This is a genomic window from Actinomadura violacea (genome assembly GCF_017573465.1).
GTDB classification, from domain to species: domain Bacteria; phylum Actinomycetota; class Actinomycetes; order Streptosporangiales; family Streptosporangiaceae; genus Spirillospora; species Spirillospora violacea.
This window is the reverse complement of the sequence record NZ_JAGEPF010000018.1, coordinates 42,327-60,118: the sequence shown is the minus strand read 5'-3', so window position 1 is coordinate 60,118 and position 17,792 is coordinate 42,327. Positions and strand designations below refer to the sequence as shown.

Sequence of the window (17,792 nt, the reverse complement as noted above, 5' to 3'; positions counted from 1 at the left end):
GGCGTGATACCCGCCCCTATCGGCGGGACAGGAGCGCGGTCGCGGCCGCTGCGATCCCGCGCAGGCCCCGGCCCGTCCGGCCCGGCTCCATCCGGCCCCGGCCTCGGACCGCCGACACCTGCAGGACCAGATCCCTTTCCCGATCCCCATACGCGAAAGACGCCTCGCCGATGACCAACCATCTGTTCCGCGCCAAGGGGCACGGCGGCCGCATCACCCACCTGCTGGTCGGCTACGACGTGTTGACCAGCTCCTGTGACCCGCTCGACGTGGCGACGATGATGCGGCCGGTGTGCCGGTACGCCGCAGCCACGCTCCGCCAGCTGCACGAGACCGGCGGCGTCACCCTCGCGGTGGTCGCCGACACCATGCCGGACCGCGACATCCGGCCCGCTCTGGACGTCCGGGGCATCGGCGCGCTGTTCGGCGACCGCATCTACCAGACCAGCAGCCGCAAGCGGCGCCACCCCGACCCGCAGCTCTTCCCGATGCTGTACCGCGACATCCTCGCCGACCTCCAAGTCCGGCCGGAACACCTGGTCATGTGCGGGAGTGACATCGAGCACAGCATCCTCCCCGCTGCCAGGGGCCGTATCCGCACCGTCTACGTCGGATGGCAGTCACTCCCCGAGGAACCGCAGGTCATTGTCACCCGGATCCCCCACTTCGAGAAGCTGCCCGCTCTGCTGACCGGCGAGCACACCGGCGCCGATGCCCCAGAGCTTGCGACGCGAGGCACTCGTGAGCTGGGGGCGGCTCGGGCAGAAGGTTGCGATGCATGAGGTTCGCAACGGAACCGGTCTGCTCTCACAGACCCAATCGGTTCAGGAAAAGCGGGGCGCGTGTCCAAGGAGCAGGCGTGCCGCCGAAGGCATCTCACCCTCGGCCGGAGCCATCCGCCGCCAGATCACACCCCGGCTGCAGCCCGCTGGCCGGCGCCCGATCCGTCCTGGCCCGCAGGCCCGCGTCCTGCGAATCGCACCCCGCCAGCCGGTGAGACGAACCGGCAACGGCGACCCCGCCCGCCTCCACCACTCACCAGAAGACGCATCGTGGCCATCAATCACATCGGCTCGGCCGTCGGCCACCAGCCCGGCCGGCCCGCCGCGTCGTCACCAGACGGCTCAAACCCTTCGGTCTGGGGCGTCTCCCCGACCGCGATCCCTCCGGCCCGCGCACGCTACTTCGGCCCGTCGATCAGCTGCGTTGCGATCGACTACACCTCCCTCATCCCCACGAGCTGGCCGCGTCGGCCCGGCATCGACCCCGGCATCGCTCCCAACGCCGCGCGCACCATTCACGAGCTGGCCGGAGCCGGACTGCGGCTCGTGCTGACCAGCGTCCACGATCGCGACCTGGCCCCCGCTCTGCGCGCCGCCGGGATCGGCGAGTTGTTCCACATGATCGTGCAGCCCCGGACCGTCGGCGCCGGCAAACCGAGTCCGCTGGTGTACTCCCGCATTATCACCGCCGCCGACTGCGTCCCCGGCCGCGTGCTGAGCGTCGGGCCCGGCATCACCAACGACGTGACCGCTCCGCAGCTCCACGGCCTTCGCGGCGTGCTGCTGCCACGTTTCGACATCGCCTACCCGCCCTTGATCGAAGACCTCCCACAGATCCGGGATCTGTCCGTTCTGCCCAGATACCTCGGCCGGCAAGCGACCGGCCGATCCGACGCGGGCGGACAGCCATGACCGACGGCCGCCCCACCCGGACGAGCCACCGGGGCAAGGGAGGCGGCAGAACCGCTCCACCACTCCACCGCCCCCGACCAAGCGGAGACGATGAATCGTGAACGCAGCCGCCGTCCACCGGCGCCGCCTCGGCAATGAACTGCGCCGTATCAGACGCACGTCGGGCCGCACCATCGCGCAGGTCGCGGCTCAGGCGGGCTGGCCGACTCACAAGCTCAGCCGAATCGAACACGGCCGAACTGGGATCGGCGCCGGTGAACTTCGCCTGCTCCTGGATGCGCATCACGTGCAGGGGCCTGCACGAGACGCGCTGCTGGCGCTGCAGGCGCCGACGAGCCGAGGATGGGCGCACGACTACGGCGATGTGGCCGGAGGGACCTTCGCCGCCTACCTCGCCATGGAGACCCAGGCACGGGCCGCGCTGACCTTCAGCCTCGCCGCCGTCCCGGGGCTGCTGCAGCACCAAAGCTACGCGCACTGCGTCCTGGACAGCGGCCAGGCGATCGGCGTGGCCACCCCGCATCAGGTGGCGCGCCGCCTGGAGCTGCGTCTTCACCGGCAGCAGCGGCTGCGCCAGACCGATGCGCAGGCCGATCCACCGGCCGCCCCGCTGCGCCTGGCCGCGGTGATCGACGAATCCACGCTCTGGCGCGCTGTCGGCGACCCGACGGTCATGGAGAGCCAGATGACGCACCTGCTGGAGCAGGCGGAGCTCCCGAACGTCGACATCCGGATCCTGCCGCTGGAGATGGCTCGCAGACCGGTCTTCGGGGAGTCGTTCACGGTCTTGGAGTTCGCCGGCGAGCTCGGCCTCACCGACATCGCCTACCTCGACGGCCTGGCCTCACCCGAGCTGTACCTCGGGGACGGCGCGCAGCTCTACCGCAAATCCTGGAACGCCATGAAGGACTATGCATTGCCTCCGGCGGAGTCGAAACAGTTCATCGAACATGCGGTCGGAAAATGGCGGCTCCGCTAAAAGCCCTCGTCGGGCTGCCGCTGGCCCGTGAACAACAAAATCCCCTACCGGAACACAGGAGAGCACCGAGCCTCAAGAACAGCAGACCCGGTCATGCCCGGCCAGGACGAATAGCGAGCCATGCGTCACCCGCCCAGCCCGCCATTCCCGAACGGGTCCCAGCGTCCGCCGGATCCACTGGCCGACGACAGCAAGGAGAGGCAAGAACCACCGTGACAAGGCTCAGGATCGACTACATCAACTACGAGCACGGCGGCCGCGTGGCCGCCGACGGCATCGGCTACGCCAACGACCTCATCAGCCTGTCCGGGACGTGCTGGGACTTCACCGGCCTGGTGCGCATCATGAGCACCGGAAGCTATCCAGCCGTGCTTGTCCTGGGTGAGGGCGACTACTACCGGTTCAGCGGCGCGGCCGCGGCGTGGGGCGCGGCGAACGCGCTGCGCGCCGCCGGCGGCCCCACCTACACCCCGCTGATCGGCAGCCTGCCGCGCCAATGGGGCCCCTTCGCCCCGGTCGTCTTCGTCGACCTGCAGCGGATCGTGGTGCACCGCTGGTACGACGACACCGCCCCCGACTTCGCCGCACGCACCCGCAACATGCTGGTGGGCAGCCTGCCCGGCCGCACCGAAGAGTTCCGGATCGTCGCCGTGCACGGCGACATCTTCAGCGGACAGCAGCGCCTGGCCGACGCCCGCGAGCTCCAGCGCCTGGCCGCCACCGAGATCCCCTGCGCCATCGCCGGGGACTTCAACACCACCCTGTCGGGGCCTGACTGGGAGCCCGGCGACCTCAACGACACCGCCATATACCCGCCGGAGCAGCCGTGGCGGCCCGCCTGGCGCACCCGGTGGTCCCCCGCCCTCGCGGGAGCCGAGGAGAACGTCCCCGACGCCGACGCCCTGGACTACCTGTGCGGCATCTGGCGACCGGGACGGCCGGGCGAGCCGGGCCGCCGCGTCGGAGGCGTCGGGTTCTACGACGCCGCCGAACTCGCCGGCGACACCAGCCCGACCCAGCTTCCCCGCCCCGACGGCCGCCAGGCCTGCGCCATTGACCACATCCTGCTCAACAAGCCGTTCGCCGACCGGCTGGCCTCCTACCAGGTCCACCAGCCGGCCGACCCCGACCATCCCGACAGCGACCATCTGCGCATCAGCGTGGAGTTGGACGTCTGACCGTTCCCCGATCCCCGATCTTCCCGAACGACCTTCCTTCACAGAGCCACAACACCCCTCATGGGAAAGGGCAGCAGATCATGGATGACTTCTTCGCCGGAGTCGAGTCCCGCAAGGACGCCTGGCCCGCCGGACGCGCCGACCTGCACTGGCACGTCCTGTTCGACACCGAGCAGGTCCGGACGGCGCTGACCGACCCCTACACCGAACTGACGCACCGGCCCGGTATCGAGCCGGTCGCCCCCGAGTGGCTGCACATGACCGTCCTGCACTCCGGCCCGCAGGATGACGCCAGCGCCGTGGAGATCGCCCGGATCATCGAAGGGGTCCGGGTGTGCGCGGCGGACATCGACCCGTTCACGGTGACCTTCAGCCAGCCGTCCCCCGGCAACGTCGCGATCGAGTGCCTGGGGCGGCCCGGGCCGCCCGCCCGCGCGCTGTGGGAGATGACCTGGCAGCAGACCCGGGCCGTGGTCGGCGACCGGTGGCCGTGGATCCCTGGCACCTACTGGCCGCACGTCAGCCTGGGCTACGCCGCCGGCCCCGAGGCCGCCGGCGTCGACCGCGCCGCCCTGAAGGCGTGGCTCAGCGACCACGGCCGCGGCGAGGTGACCCTGCGCGCCGACCGCCTGGTGTATGTCGGCCAGTACCACGATCGGCGCGAGATCCGTTGGAGCGTCCTGGCGGAGATCCCCCTCGGCCACACCGGCGGCGGCGCCGCGGCCGACGGCGCTTCGCCGTCGTCGTGACGCCCCGGGGGCCGCGTCCGACCGTCCGGACGCGGCCCCGGCTGTCACGGTCACCCGGCCCGGTCGCGGCGCCTCCCGTGCCTCCCGCCGCCCCAGGCCGTTGCGATACGGCGCGGTGCGGGGGCCGGTGGTCGGTCCGCGGTGATCGGCCGCCCGCCGCGCCTTCAGAAGGCATCGTCTGCTGCCTCACCCGCAAGCGGCGGGGGCCGGCGGCTTGATCGCAAGGAAAGGGAGAGAGGCTTTGGATGACATCGTGCTCGACGAGGTCGAGGTCGATCCCGACGTCGCTCAGGTGTACTGCGAGGGTTGGCAGAGCTGGTCTCCGAGCCTGGTGACCCGGTGGCGGCAGAACGGTCCGCGGCCCGGCGACGAGCGCCTGCACGATCACTTCTACCGGCGCGGCGCGTCCTGGAGCGACCCCGGCATGCATGCGGCCGGGACCGTCCAGTCCGACGGCGGCCTGCTGGCGCTCGACCCCGGCGTCGGCGACGACGTCATGGTGTACGCCGCGCCCGACCCGGCTCACATCCCGGTCGTTCGCGCCACCCCGCACGGGGCGCGCACCTACCGGATCACCGCCGACGGACCGTGCACCCGCCAACGCTTCCCCGGCCCGATCCGGCGTGCGCTCGACGCCTGGGCGGCGGCATGGCCGGACACCTGGGGGCCGCGGTGGGCGCCGGGCGGCGAGTGCTGGACGGCCCGCGACGAGCGGCCGGTGCCGCCATTGTGGTGCTCGTGGTACGCCTACCGCAGGCGCGTGGACCACGCCGCGGTCCAGGCCACCATGGACACCATCCGCCGGCACCAACTCCCGGTTGAGTCGCTGCTGTGGGACGACGGGTACTTCGCCACCTTGGGCGACTGGCGCACCTCGGTCCGCGCCGACCTCGGCTCGCTGGAGGCGATGGCCGCAAGGGTCGGCGACCGCGGGTTCGCCCCGGGGCTGTGGCTGTGCCCGACCCTGGCGCAGGTCGACTCCGAAGCGGTCCGGGCCGACCCTGAGGCGTGGGTCCCGGAGGTGGACGCGCCGTTCGGGACGGCGCGCCGGGTCCGCGTGCTGGATCCCACCAGTCCCGCGGGCGCCGACCTGCTCACCGGCCTGATCACCGGTGTGGTCGAGGCCGGGTTCCAGGTCCTCAAGCTCGACTTTTTGTGGACCGGGGCGCTGCCCGGGCGGCGCGCCTCGGGCGTCGGCCCGGTCACCGCCTACCGGGAGGCGCTGCGGCTGATCCGGGACGCGGCCGGCCCGGAAACTGTGTTGCTGGGGTGCGGAAACCCGACGTTGGCGTCGGTCCATGCGGGTCTGACCGCATACCGGGTGAGTCCCGACAACGGGCCGGTGTGGGAGCCGCCCGAGGGGGATCTGTCCCAGCCCGCGGGCAGGTCCGCCGTGCTGACGGGCACCGCCCGCGCGCACCTGGCCCATCTGACCCGCCCGGACCCCGACGTGCTGATGGTCGGCCCGGAGGTTCAAGGGCGCGAGGAGATCGCCGCTCACGTCGACGCGCTGCCGCGGAACGTGCGCGCCAGCGGCGACCGCCTGGACGAACTCGACGACTGGGGCGTCCAAACGACCCGCACAGTGCTCGCCCGAGGCCGCTGACCAGGCGCGGCGGTGGCGCGGCCGGGGGTGCGGCGGGGGTGCGGCGGGGGTGCGGCGGTCGCCTCGGGCCGCACGGTCGAGCAGGGCCCGCCCCTCGCACCGCGCCGCCGACCGGTCCGCGGCCGGGGCCGCCGCCGCGCCAGGAACGGTGCGCTGGGTTCGCCCTCCTGCGTCGTGGCGCTGGAGGCATCCGAGCGCCCTTGAGCCCGGGAGTCTTCTGGGAGCAAAGTGGTCTGCGGCCGCGGGATGCTTCGGGACGCGAGCAGGCCCATGTGCCCGGATAGAGCCGAGGGGGACGGGACGGGATGGGCCGAGGGTGGTGCCGGGAGGACCTTGGGCAGGTGGCCGCGCTGATGCGCCGCGATGGGCACGGCGCGCGGTGGGAGGCTGCGGTAGGCGATCCCGATCCGCGGCGGGTCTGGGCCGTGGCCGCGGACTGGACGCGGGAGGTGCTGCGGGACGGTAACTCCGTCCGCGCGGAGGCTCGTGCCCGGCGGCTGGACGATCTGGGCTACGCCGAGGCTCCTGACCGCGTCCAGCGGGTTCTGGGCGAGTTGGGGTTCGAGGCGGCGGCCGGACCGACGGCGTTGTGGCCCGCCGACACCGACACCAGCACCGGCGCCGGTGCTGGTGTCGGTGCAGTTGGTGGCCGGGCTCGTCGCGGGGACGTGGAGGTCACATTGTTGACGTCTTCCGATGGTCTGCTGGCGGAGATGGTGACGGACCTGTTCCACGGCAGCGCGACCGCCGAGGTGTACTACGTCGCTGCCGTCCCGACCGCCATGACCCGGGAGCTGACGCAGAACCTGGGCGGCCGGCCGTTCCACGCTGTGGACGACGATTGCCTGGCGGCCGACATCGAGCGGCTGTTCAACCTCGTGCCGTCGCGGCGGTCCCCGCTCTACGGCGAGCTGAAGGGCCCCCAGGACGGCGGCCCGGACGGCTCGCTGGTGAACTACTGCTACGGCGACCTCAGATCCGAGATGCTGCGTACTCGGGTGACGGTGCTGCGGGCCTGCGCGCGGCTGGTCACGCCCTGGCCGGTCCCGGCCGTCAGCGACGTCGGCGGACAGAGCGCCTACCGGGACGGTCGCCTCGCCGCGCACCGCAACACGCTGCGGCTGCTGGCGCTACTGCCCGAGCGGGTGCACCGGCGGTTCGGGACCATCGCCGATCCGGCTCCCCCCATCCGCCTTGCGGCGGTGCGAGAGGGCCGGCCGGTGACTCCGGCCGACCCCAGCCCCGTCGTGCTGGCCGCACCCGCCCCCGACAGCGCCCGCGTCTGCGACCCGCGGTGCCTGCTGCGCGCCGAGGAGGTGTCGGTGCTGCTCACCGAGACCTGGTGGGTGAGCGATCCCTCCGCGGACCAGCAGGAGGAGGGCGTCCCGCTCTGCCACGGCCGCCCGCACCAGGTGCACTGCCCGACATGCGAGGCCCGCCGCGGCGTCGTCTTGCGGCTGCTGCCGGGCGCGCAGGAGGTCACCGCCCGCTGCCCGGCCGGCCACAGCTACCAGACCGACGTGCCCGTCACCGCGTTCCTGCGGATGGCCCCCTCCCCCGAACCCCTCGACCCCTGCTAGGTAGGCCCGCGCCCAGACCCGGGGAGCATCCGTCCGCGCAGGCAGACGCTGAACGACGCCGGAGCCGGCGCCGGGCGCGGGCAGGCGCCCCATCTCACCAAGGAATCCGCCCTCGCCAAGGAGTCACGTCCTCGCGGCCCCGAGCACGCCTCCGCCGGCGCGCAGGTCCGGTCGGCGGCCCGGTGCCGGTGGGCTGCTTGCCCCGCCCGGCCCGGGGCGGCCGAGGTCGGCGACCTCGACCCGCGGGTATACCCCCGCGAGCCAGAGCCGCATGAGCTGCAGCGCCTGAACGCCGCGGCGGACGTGGCGAAACCAGGGCGATCGTCAGCCGCGGCCGACAGCGAACCGGGCGGGCTGGCTACGGTGATCGCCATGGGCTTCTACACCCCCGCTGGCCAGGAACTGTCCACGGCCGTCTGGGCGGCGCTGGACGTGGCCGGGCTCAAGGGCCTGGAGACCGGGAAGGAGCCGCGGCACCCGGAGGGCTTCGGGGACGGCGGCTTCCGGCTGCGCGGCCACGGCGACAAGGTCGAGGTCTTCTACGCGGTGGACGAGTTCCTCGACGAGGAACCGGGGCGCCACCCGATCGCGGCGGTGATGATCGGCGCGATCGCCGCGGTCCTCACCGCGAACGGCTTCGCCTTCACCGTCCAGCCCACCACCGAAGACGACGCCGAAGACCGCGAGAACCCCACCGGTCACCGGTACGGCGCCGTCCTGCTGGTGCACGCGAAAAGCCCGGCACCGCCCGGCACCGACGCTCCGAAGTGATCCGGATCGAGGACACACCGGCCGTCGGGCGATGAATGACGTGCAGCTCCGACACGCCGGCTACTGCTGAGGCAGCGCATCCTTCCGGCCGCCCGCCTATGGGCACTGCCTACGGGCGGCGCTGCCGCCAGTTCTTGGGCTGGACGGCGTTGACCGCCTCGACCATCTGGTGCCAGCGCACCTCGTCCTCCAGCGGAGTCGGCTCGCTCCACACCGCGTAGAAGACGCCGGCGGTGGTGCGGGCGGTGATCCGACGCGGCCGGACCGTCGCGCGAGCGATCCGGGCGGCCTGCTGCAGCACCGCGCGTTCCTCGTCGTTGTCGTAGCGGGCCTGGTAGTTGCCCGTCGCGCGCAGCGCCTCCACCACGCGCGCGGCGATCTCCACGACCCTCACCTCACGTGCCCCGCCACCACCGGAGTCGGTCCCCTCGCCCATGACCGGACGATAACCCAGCGCCCAAGGCCGGAGAAGCCCCTGACGCTCAGCGGACCGGGCCCTGGTCGGCGGACCGGCTCCGCTCCCAGGTGGTGTTCCCCGCCGCGAAACAGCGCACCATCGCCGGTGGCGGCCGCCACAATCATCAGCATGACCACGGCTCAGGACACCCCAGAGACAGACACCCCAGAGACGGAGGGACCAGAGACGGAGGGCCCGGGGTGCGGATGCTTGTGTTACTCCGTGCATCCCCAGTCCCGCGACCAGTGCCTGCACGTCGGGCAGGTCCCCGTCACGGTGCTGGCCGCGCGGGCCGGCCGCAGCTTCCCCGCCCGCGTCCAGGCATGCAGCCCCTGCGCCGAGATCCTCAGCTCGCGCCAGACCTCAGCCACCGGGCGGGCGACGTGAACGTCTTCGCCGACGACGTCACCGCCGACCAGCCGATCGAGGCCGGCGATCTCACCGAACCGGCGGCCGCAACTCCGGTCATCGCCGGTGCAGCGGGCTACCGGCGCGGGCGACCGGTCGGGATCTGCCAGACTGCGGGCGTGCTGGACCTCCATGACCACGCCGGGTACCGCGACCGTGCGGAGGCCGTCCGCTCGCGGGCGGCCCGAGCCGTACACGACCTGCAGACCGGGCGGTGGGAACCCACCCCCGCCGAGCAGCAGGTCGCCGCCGACATCGTCGCAGCGGCCCGCATCCCCACCCGCACCCTGCCGCCGCACACCGATGACCCGCTGTGGATACGCACCGCCCGGCTGGCCGCCTGGGCGGGGATCCTGCGCCTGGCCGGGCGCGCCACCGGCGTCACCCTCAACGACCACCCGCAGCCCGTCCCCGCCCCGCCGGCACCCGAAAACAGCCCACGACACAACAGCGCAGGCCGGGACGGTGCAGGGCGGGACGGTGCAGGGCGGGACGGATCCGGCGGAGGGTTCGGGGGGCTGCTAGGCGCCTGCTACGAGCTGGCCGCACTCGCCGAGCGCTGGGCCCGCGCCCTGGACTCCGACGACGCGCTCGCCGACGCTCCCGGCTTCCTCGAGGACCTGGCGGACACCGAAAAGTTCTTCACCGGGTTCGGGTCGATCGGTGAGGTGTTCGCCGCGATCGCCTCCGGGGACCACGAGTACTGAGCCGCGCCGCTGCCCGCCGCGGCGGAGACATGCCTGTGCACCCCGAGCAGTCCCGCATCGAATGAACCGCCGCGAGCCCTCCCCACCTGGAGCGCACCAGGTGCCGTCAAGAACCGGTGCCCTCGGAGTCGGAGTCGGTCTCCTCCTTCTCCTCCTGTTCTATGCGCGCGAACAACTCTCCCAGATTCTCCGAGGACAGCCGCGGCTCGGGCCAGCTGTGCCCGTTGGTGCACCGGACGGTCACCGCCCAGCCGCCGGCCTCCGACGACAGCATCAGACCGTGGGTCGCTCCGCACCGCGGGCACCGCACCAGATCTCCCGCCTCACTGACACAGATCGTGTTGCTGACGGTGATGTGGCGCTCGGGCGGCACCGGTCGGATCATCGAGTCCCGAACGCGGCGAGGCGTGCGGTGCGTCAGTGTCGCCGGACCCCAATGATGCGGGCACAACGGCAGCCGATCCCCCACCGTCACGGCCCTGGTGAGCCCTGCGCCGTCCGCGAGGGCCGCGGTGTGCGCCGCCGCGTGCTCCACCAGGATGCGGCGGGCGATGTCGGCGTAGCCGTCCAGTTCGTCCGGCGTCGCGGCCACCAGCATCGGCAGCAGGTCGTCGGGAGGGTCGTTGTCGCCGTAATGCTCCAGGTGGCGCAGGTCGGCGATCCGATCGAGCTGCGCTGCTACGCCGGTCAGTGTCGCATCGCTCGGCGTGGATCGCTGCTGCCACGCCTGCTCGGCTACCGCGGCGGCCATCGTGGCCAGGACACGGTCGAACACCTCCGGCTCGATGCGCCATGCCGTATCGACCAGGGACTGCGACAGCGGCAGCAGATCGACCTGCTGGAGCACCCAGCCGATCAGCTGCCAGCCGGCCGAGATCGACGACAGCCACACATAGCGGCAGGGCCGGTCCAGGCCGGCCACCGGCAAATCCAACTCCCAAGCGAACCGGTCGTCATCAATCGCCATAGACCGCCACCGTACGCCCGAGCACACAAGCCCAACAGGGACACACCGGCATTGGCCCCGAAACGCCATTCGCGTTCACGTCGCAAGACGCAACAGCCGTTCGACTCCGCGGGGACAGAAAACCAGCGCGCTCTCCGGCCGCGCCATGACCTCATAGTCATCCACCACCGTAGGTCACGGCGCTGTTCCCCGGAAGCGATGTGTCGTTGCCTCCCGCACGTCGGTCCCCGCAACGACACTGGGGATGCGCACCGCAACGGCCGCAGGATGAGGAGATGGTTGATGACCGAGCTCGTCCAACTCCATCCCGCGGCCGAGGTGACCGCTCCCGACGGCGCACCGATCACGGTCGACATCGCGGTGTTGCCGCTGGTGCGGCAGTTGTGGAAACGGGGTTGGACCACGCTGGGGTCCTGCCAGGACATGGGCGAGGCCAGCCGGCACGGAGGCGCTCCCGGCGGGGAGCGCACCGGCGCCTACTACGCCGGCTACGCCTGGCTCAAGCTCGGCAACGACGACGCGGATGCGTTCCTGGCCGCCGTCGCGGCCGACCCGCGCTTCACCGACCGCGTCTCCCCTCGACCCGGCCCCGAGCACTGGTACTGCTTCTCCTTCCGCGACCATCGCGGGCTGTTCACCAGCACCCAGATCTTCTTCCCATCGGCTCAGATCGACGACGTCACGGCCGTCCTAGCCGGGCCCGCCGCCGGGCCTGACGCGCCTGACGCCGGGGCCGCGGCATCGGACGACCGGACGGGGAGCTAACCGGGTGGCGGGCGGACTTGAACTGCTGCGGAGCAACCCCGGGTTCCGCGCCTACTTCGGGGCCCGGATCACCTCGGTCCTGGGCGGAGCGGTCGCCCCGGTCGCGCTCGCGTTCGCGATCTTGGCGTCCGGTGGCGGCGGCACCGGCATCGCCGTCGTCCTCGGAGTGGAGTACACGGTCTGGCTTTTGTTGATGCCGCTGGTCGGGGTCCTGACCGACCGCACCGGCGACCTGCGCCGGATGCTGATCGGATCGCAGCTGGGCGCCGCAGCGTGCCAGGGGATCGAGGCGACGCTGATCCTCACCCACACCGCCACCGTGCTGACGCTCGCGCTGGTCGCCGCCGGCGGCGCGACCTTCGCCAGCGTGTCCTACCTGACCGGCACCAGGATCCTCCCCCTGGTCGTGGACAAAACGCTACTGACCCGCGCCAACGCCACCATGCGGACCGTGCAGATGGCGATCGCGGCGATCGGCCCCGCCGCCGCCGGAATCGCGGTGGCCGGCATCGGACCCGGATGGTGCATCGCCTGGGACGGTCTGTCCTTTATCGGTTCCGCATGGTGGTTCACCCGCCTCCCGCGAACCCGCCCCCAAAACCCGCCCGAAGCATCGGCCGAGCGGCCAACTCCCGCGCCGCCGCCCGCGCGGTTCATCGACGGGTGGCGGGCATTCCGCCGACGCCGCTGGCTCTTGGCCCTGACGCTGTCCGAGGCCTTCGTGCAGGGCGCTTTCATGTCAGCCTTCATCATCGGTCCCCTTTACGCTCAAACGAGCCTGTCAGGCTCGCGGGACTGGGGACTGATCAACGGTTCCCTGGCCGCAGGGAGCGCGGCCGGAGCCTGGCTGGCCAGCCGGATCACCATCCACCGCGCCGGGTGGACCAGATGCCTGGGCGCCGCGATGCTCGCGCTCGGGCCGGCGACCATGGGCGCGGGCCTGCCGCTGCCGGGCGTGATCGGTGGGATGCTGCTGGGCGCGTTCATGGCCGGTCCCGCCGCCAACACCCAGCAGAGCATCATCCAGATCAAGATCCCCAACCATCTCCTGGGACGCGTCCAAGCCAACGCGTTGCTGGTGGAGAGCGTCCCCGTCCCCCTGGCCTACCTCCTGGTGGGCGCCGGCGCCGACCACGTCGGCGCCCAGCACGTCATCGGTGCCTGCGCGCTCGTCATGGCCGTCGCGGCACTCGCGCCGCTGGCGCTGCGGCAGGTACGGGGCCTGGACCTGGATCCAGAGGCGCCAACCGTCCCTGAAGTCGCCGCCATCGCCACATGAACACGGATCGACCGGCCTTCGCGCACCAGTGCAATTCGGCAACGCCCTCCCGGGTGCTGCCCGGCGGGGAGAGCCTGCCTCACCGGGACGGTGGCCGCAACCCGGCTTTCGCTGCGCTCAATTCTTGACCGGGTTGCGGCCACCGTCCCGGTGAGGCGGTCGGCCGATCGCCGGGCAGCGCCCGGGAGGGCTTCCCGCCTTCAATGTGCTGCCGCAGACCAGGAGACTTCACATGCCGTCCCTTACCGATTCCACGGCTCTGCGCGAGGCCGCCGATCGCATGCTCGTCTATCGCGAGATGACCTGCTCCGACCGCAGAACATGGGCGATGCTCGCCCTCTGGTTGCGCTACGCGGCAGACCAGCGGGACCGCAGACTCCAAGACCCCGACGTCCCCCCGGCACTGGCCCTCGCCAAGACCTACCTGAACCAGCCCGACATCCCGCTGGACCATGAGGTCTGCACGACCGCGCTGGCCGCAGCGATCCCCTGGTACAGCGGCGGGCCGCCCTGGCTGTGATGGCTACGCAGCCCCCTGGGGCCCACCTGACCTGATCCGAGGCCCTGGGCGCGGTCACGCCTTTCAGGCAGCCCCTCATTTGGACCAGATAGCCCCCTTCGGACGCCCCTTCCGACCGCGTGTCGGAGGGGGCGTCCTCCTTTGCGGAAAGGAGCCTCCGACGTGCCACGCGAGCCGGGCGAATGGATGCATCTGAACGACGACGACCAGCTGTTCCTCTTCGGCCCCGAGCAGGACTTCCCCCACGAGGCCGAGCAACTGGTCCCGCGAGCGTTCAAGCGGGTCGCCGCCGACTCGGGCATGGGCCGCAGGCTCGGCGACTTCGGGATCTCGCTCGACGACCTCCCCGACAACGCCTACACCGTCACCGCCCAGGTGATCTCGCCCCTGCACCGCCTCGACAAGATCAGCGAGACGGTCGACTTCGCTCACGAACTGGTGAGCATGTTCACCGAGGGCTACCGCAACGACGTGCGTTTCGAGATGAGCAGCCGTCGATGGCTCCGCGACCGGTGCCGGCTGTCCGGGTACGTCCCGGCGGACGCAGGCTCCCTGCGCTGGCCCATGGCGACGCTGCTCATGTCGCCGCACGGCGCTCCCCGCACACCAGATGAAAGGTCCATCGCCGAGGCCCGCGTCACCGAATCGGTCGCGGCCGCCTACGCCTACCTGGGCACGCCGCACTTCGTCCCGGCCGACATCGCGGTCGAGGTCGCCACCGCGACGCCGCCGGTGCCCGCCAGGCGTTCAGAGATCCGCCTCCCGGCCCGGTACGCCTGGATCTTCCACGACGGGATCCCGCTGTCGGTGGTCGCCGGGGACGACGACACCCTGGAGGACTACCAGGGCGGCCGACGGCATCTGCTGTCGGCCGAAGCGCTCCTGCTCGGCGTGCTCATGGCCGCCACCGATGACCTCGCCGTGGACGACCTGGCGTTCCTCATCGTGGCCCGGCCCCTGCGCAACGGCCGCTACGGATGGCTGCCCATCCCGGTCCCCATGACCGCTGGAGCCCGCGCCGCCGAGGTGATCTGGAACTACGCAGGTCTGCTGTCGTGGGAGGACTGGAAGTCCCCGCCCCGGTCGCCCGGCCGACGCAAGCGGGAGAGCAACCGCGCGCACACGCGACGCGTCCACCGTTCCAAGCAGGCCCAGCAGGGCGCCTACCACGGAGTCCGGGTCCTGGACTACCGGGCACCCGACGCCCCGGCCGCCAAGAAGCGCCCGGCGGGCACCGGTAAGCAACTGCAGTACCGGCAGGAACGCCGCGGCTACTGGAAGTACCGGATGCGGGTCGGGATCCGCGACGCCGACGACCGGCTCGTGGGCCCGGTGTACAAGGACGGCGCCATCGAGGGCGTCACGTTCGAGCGGCGGACCAAGTTCATCCGGCCCTTGACCGTCCGGGAGGACCTGCCAGCCAAGCCTGGAACGACGGTGTACCGGGTCCCTCGAAACGTTCAACGGCAGAGAAGCTCCAGCCGATGAGCAGCGGAAACCACCCCCTCAACTAGACGAGTCCCGCCGGAGGAGAACTATCCATATGGATAGCTCTTCTCCGGCGGGAGAGACGGAGGAGAGCGTGACCTACGAGTGTTTGGTGTGCGACCGGCCGCTGGACCCTCTTCACCGCGTGAGGTACACGGTGAAGAGCATCGGGCCCGACCACAGCTTCGAGTTCTGCTCGAGAGCGTGCCTGGATCCGTGGATGGCCCGCGACCAAGACCAGATGCAGGCGCGGCGCGTGTCGGCGTGCGCGCAGGGATACCACCGCCCTCCCGGGTGGCCGGGCCACGCCCGGTGGAGCAGGGATCCCGACGATCCCTACGGCGACGCGGCTCTGTGGGAGTGCACCAAGGGCTGCGGCCATCAGCAGCGTTCGGCCGGCTACGGCATCGGCAAGGCGATCTACGACCACCTCGGGCCCGCCGAGCACGCGCGGTGGCTCGCCGGACAGCGACACGACCCTAAGGAGAAGACCGATGGCAGTTGAGGTGCACGGCGGCGAGAACGACCACGCCGACCGTACGGAGACCTTCGCGCGGGCGGCGGCGGTCGCCGCGGCGCTCTGGCAGATGGGGATCGCGCTGGGGCAGTCCGCCGTCCGGCAGCAGCAGGATTACTTCAAGATCCGCGCCCACGTGGTGCAGCTGCTGTGCGAGACGAACCAGTGGGTCCGCGGTGACCTGACCGACTTCCAGCGGCTGTTCATCGACGACTACCTGCATCGCGAGACGATCCGGTTCATGGCGGCCTCGCTCCTGGTCGGCCAGGGCAAGATGCCCAAGGACGATCTGGCCAAGTGGATGGATCCGCACGCCGAGGTCCGGTCCTTCGTCTCTGCCGGCGGCGAGCTGCCCCGGTATGAGCCGACGCGTGCCGAGCGCGCCCGGATGCTGGAGATCGTGCTCGATCTCATCGCCGCCGATCTGGAGGACGCCGTCGCCCGCGCGACCGATAGCGCCCGCCACCTCGACGACGACCAGAACCGGAAGGTCCGGGCTCATTTGGCGGCGGCGCGCAGGTGGCTCGACGAGCTGGAGGCCATCATCGCCGACGCTCAGCCGAACCGCTCCGAAGCGGGCCGGCCGCCGACCGGTGTGACAGTGCGCCGGCGGGAAGGCCTCCCGCCGGAGGCCGGGGCGGTCGAGGTGGTGAACGTGGTGTTCGACCTGGGGATCGAGACCGGCGCCGCCGAGTTCGACATGGAGGACCTGGTGGCGGCGTTGGCGCACACGGTCCAGGGGACGCGGGTCCGCGCCCTGGTCGAGACGTACCAGCTGGAGTGGGCCGAGGTCGTGCGGGTCGACCCGATGGCGCTCACCGGGGAGGAGCTGTACGGGCTGTCGCTGCAGGAGGCGCGGAGGTTCCTGCGGTTCGCGGCGGACCTGGTGGACCAGGACGACCTCCCGCCGAGCCTGCGGGAGGTGCCCGAGCGGGTGAGATCGCTCGCCGACGCCGGCCCGGCGGACGGGACCGAGTCGTGAGGGCCGCGGCGGACCTGCCGGCCCTGCTGGCGCGGTGCCGGACGCTGCAGCCGGACGAACAGACGGGGCGGGCGGTGCGGTGCGACCGCATCGCGACGTGGACGGCGACGGTCTACCAGCCGGCGCGCGGCCCCGAGCGCGAGACGGTGCTGTGCCGCGGACACGCGCTGGAGCACCTCCCGATGGCCTTGGACGCGGTGTTGGACCGGGCGCCGCTGCGGCTGGCGGTGTACCGGCGGTTCGGCTGGGCGCCGGAGTGGTCGCACGTCGACTTCGACGGGGTGCAGCTCGGGATCGCGGTGGACCTGGCCAAGTCCGGGGTGGTGACGGTCGACGGCACCTGGTATCCAGAGGAGCCGTTCAGCGAGCCGAACAGCTGGGCGGCGCGGCTGTCCTACCCGGCGACCCAAGCGGCCGGGGCGGCGGGCGCGAGGATCCCGGGGTCGCTGGGACGCTTCGCGAGCCGGCAGGCGGCGGTCACGGCGATCGTCGCGATGTACCCGCCGGTCGCCGAGCACCTGGCCGAACTGGAAAAGGCAGGCGGAAAGCCCCGGCCGCGCGCGCGGAGGGCGGCGGCCCATGGGGCTGCCTGACGGCGTGGCCCGGACTCGTTCCCCTGCCGGGTCGGCGGTTCATCGCTGGACTCCTTGATGCCGCTCGCCATTGCGGCGCAGATCAGCCGACAGGGCACTGGCTGCATTGCAGCACGTCGGCCGTGATGGACACGGCGACGACGAACAAGCTGAAGGGAGAAACACGTGGGAATCGCCTGGGACTGGTCCTCGATCCACGACCCCCAGATCCGGCGGATGTACGAGGAAGAGCACGAGCATGACCAGGCGCTGCTGGAGGCTCGGGGTGCAGCCGGGGCGTCAAGGCTGGTGGCGGCCGAGGAGATCGTCTCCCGAGCGCACGCGCTCGCCGAGCTCATGGCCTCGGAGGGCATCCAGGTGCTGGACGCGATGACGGCTGAGCAGGTCTGGCAGGCCGCTCAACGATGGAGGCGGCTCGCGGGATCCGGCGACCGGACGCTGCTGGCGAACGCTGGTGCCGCCCTGACCCGTCAGGACGTCATCGACCACATCGGCTTGGTCCTCACCGACTCTTAACACCGCTCCCTGGTCTTGGGCTGTTCGCTCTGACCG

General features: G+C 71.6%; 20 protein-coding genes. 18 read left to right on the top strand and 2 right to left on the bottom strand.

Annotated features, from left to right (window positions below):
* Window positions 1-170 precede the first annotated feature (170 nt).
* From J4709_RS28440 to J4709_RS28405, 8 genes are all read left to right on the top strand, one after another.
* Window positions 171-782: an HAD family hydrolase gene (locus J4709_RS28440; RefSeq protein WP_208244880.1), complete on the top strand. Its 612-nt coding sequence runs from the start codon at window positions 171-173 to the stop codon at window positions 780-782.
* A 270-nt stretch (window positions 783-1,052) separates the two neighbouring features.
* The gene (locus J4709_RS55775) at window positions 1,053-1,694 is read left to right on the top strand and encodes an HAD family hydrolase (protein ID WP_208244879.1); all 642 of its coding nucleotides are present in this window, start codon (window positions 1,053-1,055) and stop codon (window positions 1,692-1,694) included.
* A gap of 97 nt (window positions 1,695-1,791) precedes the next feature.
* Entirely contained in the window at window positions 1,792-2,673 is an 882-nt protein-coding gene (locus J4709_RS28430; RefSeq protein ID WP_208244878.1) for a helix-turn-helix domain-containing protein, read from the top strand.
* Between the two features lie 212 nt (window positions 2,674-2,885).
* Entirely contained in the window at window positions 2,886-3,851 is a 966-nt protein-coding gene (locus J4709_RS28425) for an endonuclease/exonuclease/phosphatase family protein (RefSeq protein WP_208244877.1), read from the top strand.
* A gap of 80 nt (window positions 3,852-3,931) precedes the next feature.
* On the top strand, window positions 3,932-4,600 hold the full coding sequence (locus J4709_RS28420; protein WP_208244876.1) for a 2'-5' RNA ligase family protein: 669 nt from the start codon (window positions 3,932-3,934) through the stop codon (window positions 4,598-4,600).
* Between the two features lie 241 nt (window positions 4,601-4,841).
* The gene (locus J4709_RS28415; protein ID WP_208244875.1) at window positions 4,842-6,206 is read left to right on the top strand and encodes an alpha-galactosidase; all 1,365 of its coding nucleotides are present in this window, start codon (window positions 4,842-4,844) and stop codon (window positions 6,204-6,206) included.
* A 341-nt stretch (window positions 6,207-6,547) separates the two neighbouring features.
* Window positions 6,548-7,786 (top strand): hypothetical protein, encoded by a 1,239-nt coding sequence (locus tag J4709_RS28410; protein ID WP_208244874.1) that lies wholly within the window; start codon window positions 6,548-6,550, stop codon window positions 7,784-7,786.
* Between the two features lie 372 nt (window positions 7,787-8,158).
* Window positions 8,159-8,557 carry a hypothetical protein gene (locus J4709_RS28405; protein WP_208244873.1) on the top strand — a complete coding sequence of 133 codons (399 nt, stop codon included), beginning with the start codon at window positions 8,159-8,161 and terminating at the stop codon, window positions 8,555-8,557.
* Between the two features lie 109 nt (window positions 8,558-8,666).
* On the opposite strand, the gene J4709_RS28400 is transcribed toward J4709_RS28405, so the two are convergent.
* The gene (locus tag J4709_RS28400) at window positions 8,667-8,993 is read right to left on the bottom strand and encodes a hypothetical protein (RefSeq protein WP_208244872.1); all 327 of its coding nucleotides are present in this window, start codon (window positions 8,991-8,993) and stop codon (window positions 8,667-8,669) included.
* A gap of 243 nt (window positions 8,994-9,236) precedes the next feature.
* On the opposite strand from J4709_RS28400, the gene J4709_RS28395 reads away from it, so the two are divergent.
* Window positions 9,237-9,401: a hypothetical protein gene (locus tag J4709_RS28395; RefSeq protein ID WP_208244871.1), complete on the top strand. Its 165-nt coding sequence runs from the start codon at window positions 9,237-9,239 to the stop codon at window positions 9,399-9,401.
* The gene (locus tag J4709_RS28390; RefSeq protein WP_208244870.1) at window positions 9,398-10,129 is read left to right on the top strand and encodes a hypothetical protein; all 732 of its coding nucleotides are present in this window, start codon (window positions 9,398-9,400) and stop codon (window positions 10,127-10,129) included. The genes J4709_RS28395 and J4709_RS28390 overlap by 4 nt, the downstream gene beginning before the upstream one ends.
* A gap of 106 nt (window positions 10,130-10,235) precedes the next feature.
* Here the strand turns inward: J4709_RS28390 and J4709_RS28385 are convergent, their stop codons facing one another.
* Window positions 10,236-11,096: a hypothetical protein gene (locus tag J4709_RS28385; protein WP_208244869.1), complete on the bottom strand. Its 861-nt coding sequence runs from the start codon at window positions 11,094-11,096 to the stop codon at window positions 10,236-10,238.
* Window positions 11,097-11,378: 282 nt separating this feature from the next.
* Between J4709_RS28385 and J4709_RS28380 the strand changes: the two genes are divergently transcribed.
* The 8 genes from J4709_RS28380 (at window position 11,379) to J4709_RS28345 (ending at window position 17,756) form a co-directional block, all read left to right on the top strand.
* Window positions 11,379-11,861, top strand: coding sequence for a hypothetical protein (locus J4709_RS28380; RefSeq protein WP_208244868.1), 483 nt, complete (start codon window positions 11,379-11,381; stop codon window positions 11,859-11,861).
* Between the two features lie 4 nt (window positions 11,862-11,865).
* Window positions 11,866-13,140, top strand: a complete 1,275-nt coding sequence (locus tag J4709_RS28375; RefSeq protein ID WP_208244867.1) for an MFS transporter — start codon at window positions 11,866-11,868, stop codon at window positions 13,138-13,140.
* Window positions 13,141-13,372: 232 nt separating this feature from the next.
* Window positions 13,373-13,660 carry a hypothetical protein gene (locus tag J4709_RS28370; protein ID WP_208244866.1) on the top strand — a complete coding sequence of 96 codons (288 nt, stop codon included), beginning with the start codon at window positions 13,373-13,375 and terminating at the stop codon, window positions 13,658-13,660.
* A 162-nt stretch (window positions 13,661-13,822) separates the two neighbouring features.
* Window positions 13,823-15,148 carry a hypothetical protein gene (locus J4709_RS28365; protein ID WP_208244865.1) on the top strand — a complete coding sequence of 442 codons (1,326 nt, stop codon included), beginning with the start codon at window positions 13,823-13,825 and terminating at the stop codon, window positions 15,146-15,148.
* A gap of 55 nt (window positions 15,149-15,203) precedes the next feature.
* Window positions 15,204-15,653, top strand: a complete 450-nt coding sequence (locus tag J4709_RS28360) for a hypothetical protein (protein WP_504740144.1) — start codon at window positions 15,204-15,206, stop codon at window positions 15,651-15,653.
* Window positions 15,643-16,647, top strand: a complete 1,005-nt coding sequence (locus J4709_RS28355; protein ID WP_208244863.1) for a hypothetical protein — start codon at window positions 15,643-15,645, stop codon at window positions 16,645-16,647. The genes J4709_RS28360 and J4709_RS28355 overlap by 11 nt, the downstream gene beginning before the upstream one ends.
* Window positions 16,644-17,240 (top strand): hypothetical protein, encoded by a 597-nt coding sequence (locus J4709_RS28350; RefSeq protein ID WP_208244862.1) that lies wholly within the window; start codon window positions 16,644-16,646, stop codon window positions 17,238-17,240. Before J4709_RS28355 ends, J4709_RS28350 begins: the two co-directional genes overlap by 4 nt.
* A gap of 165 nt (window positions 17,241-17,405) precedes the next feature.
* On the top strand, window positions 17,406-17,756 hold the full coding sequence (locus tag J4709_RS28345; RefSeq protein WP_208244861.1) for a hypothetical protein: 351 nt from the start codon (window positions 17,406-17,408) through the stop codon (window positions 17,754-17,756).
* The last annotated feature ends 36 nt before the right edge of the window (window positions 17,757-17,792 follow it).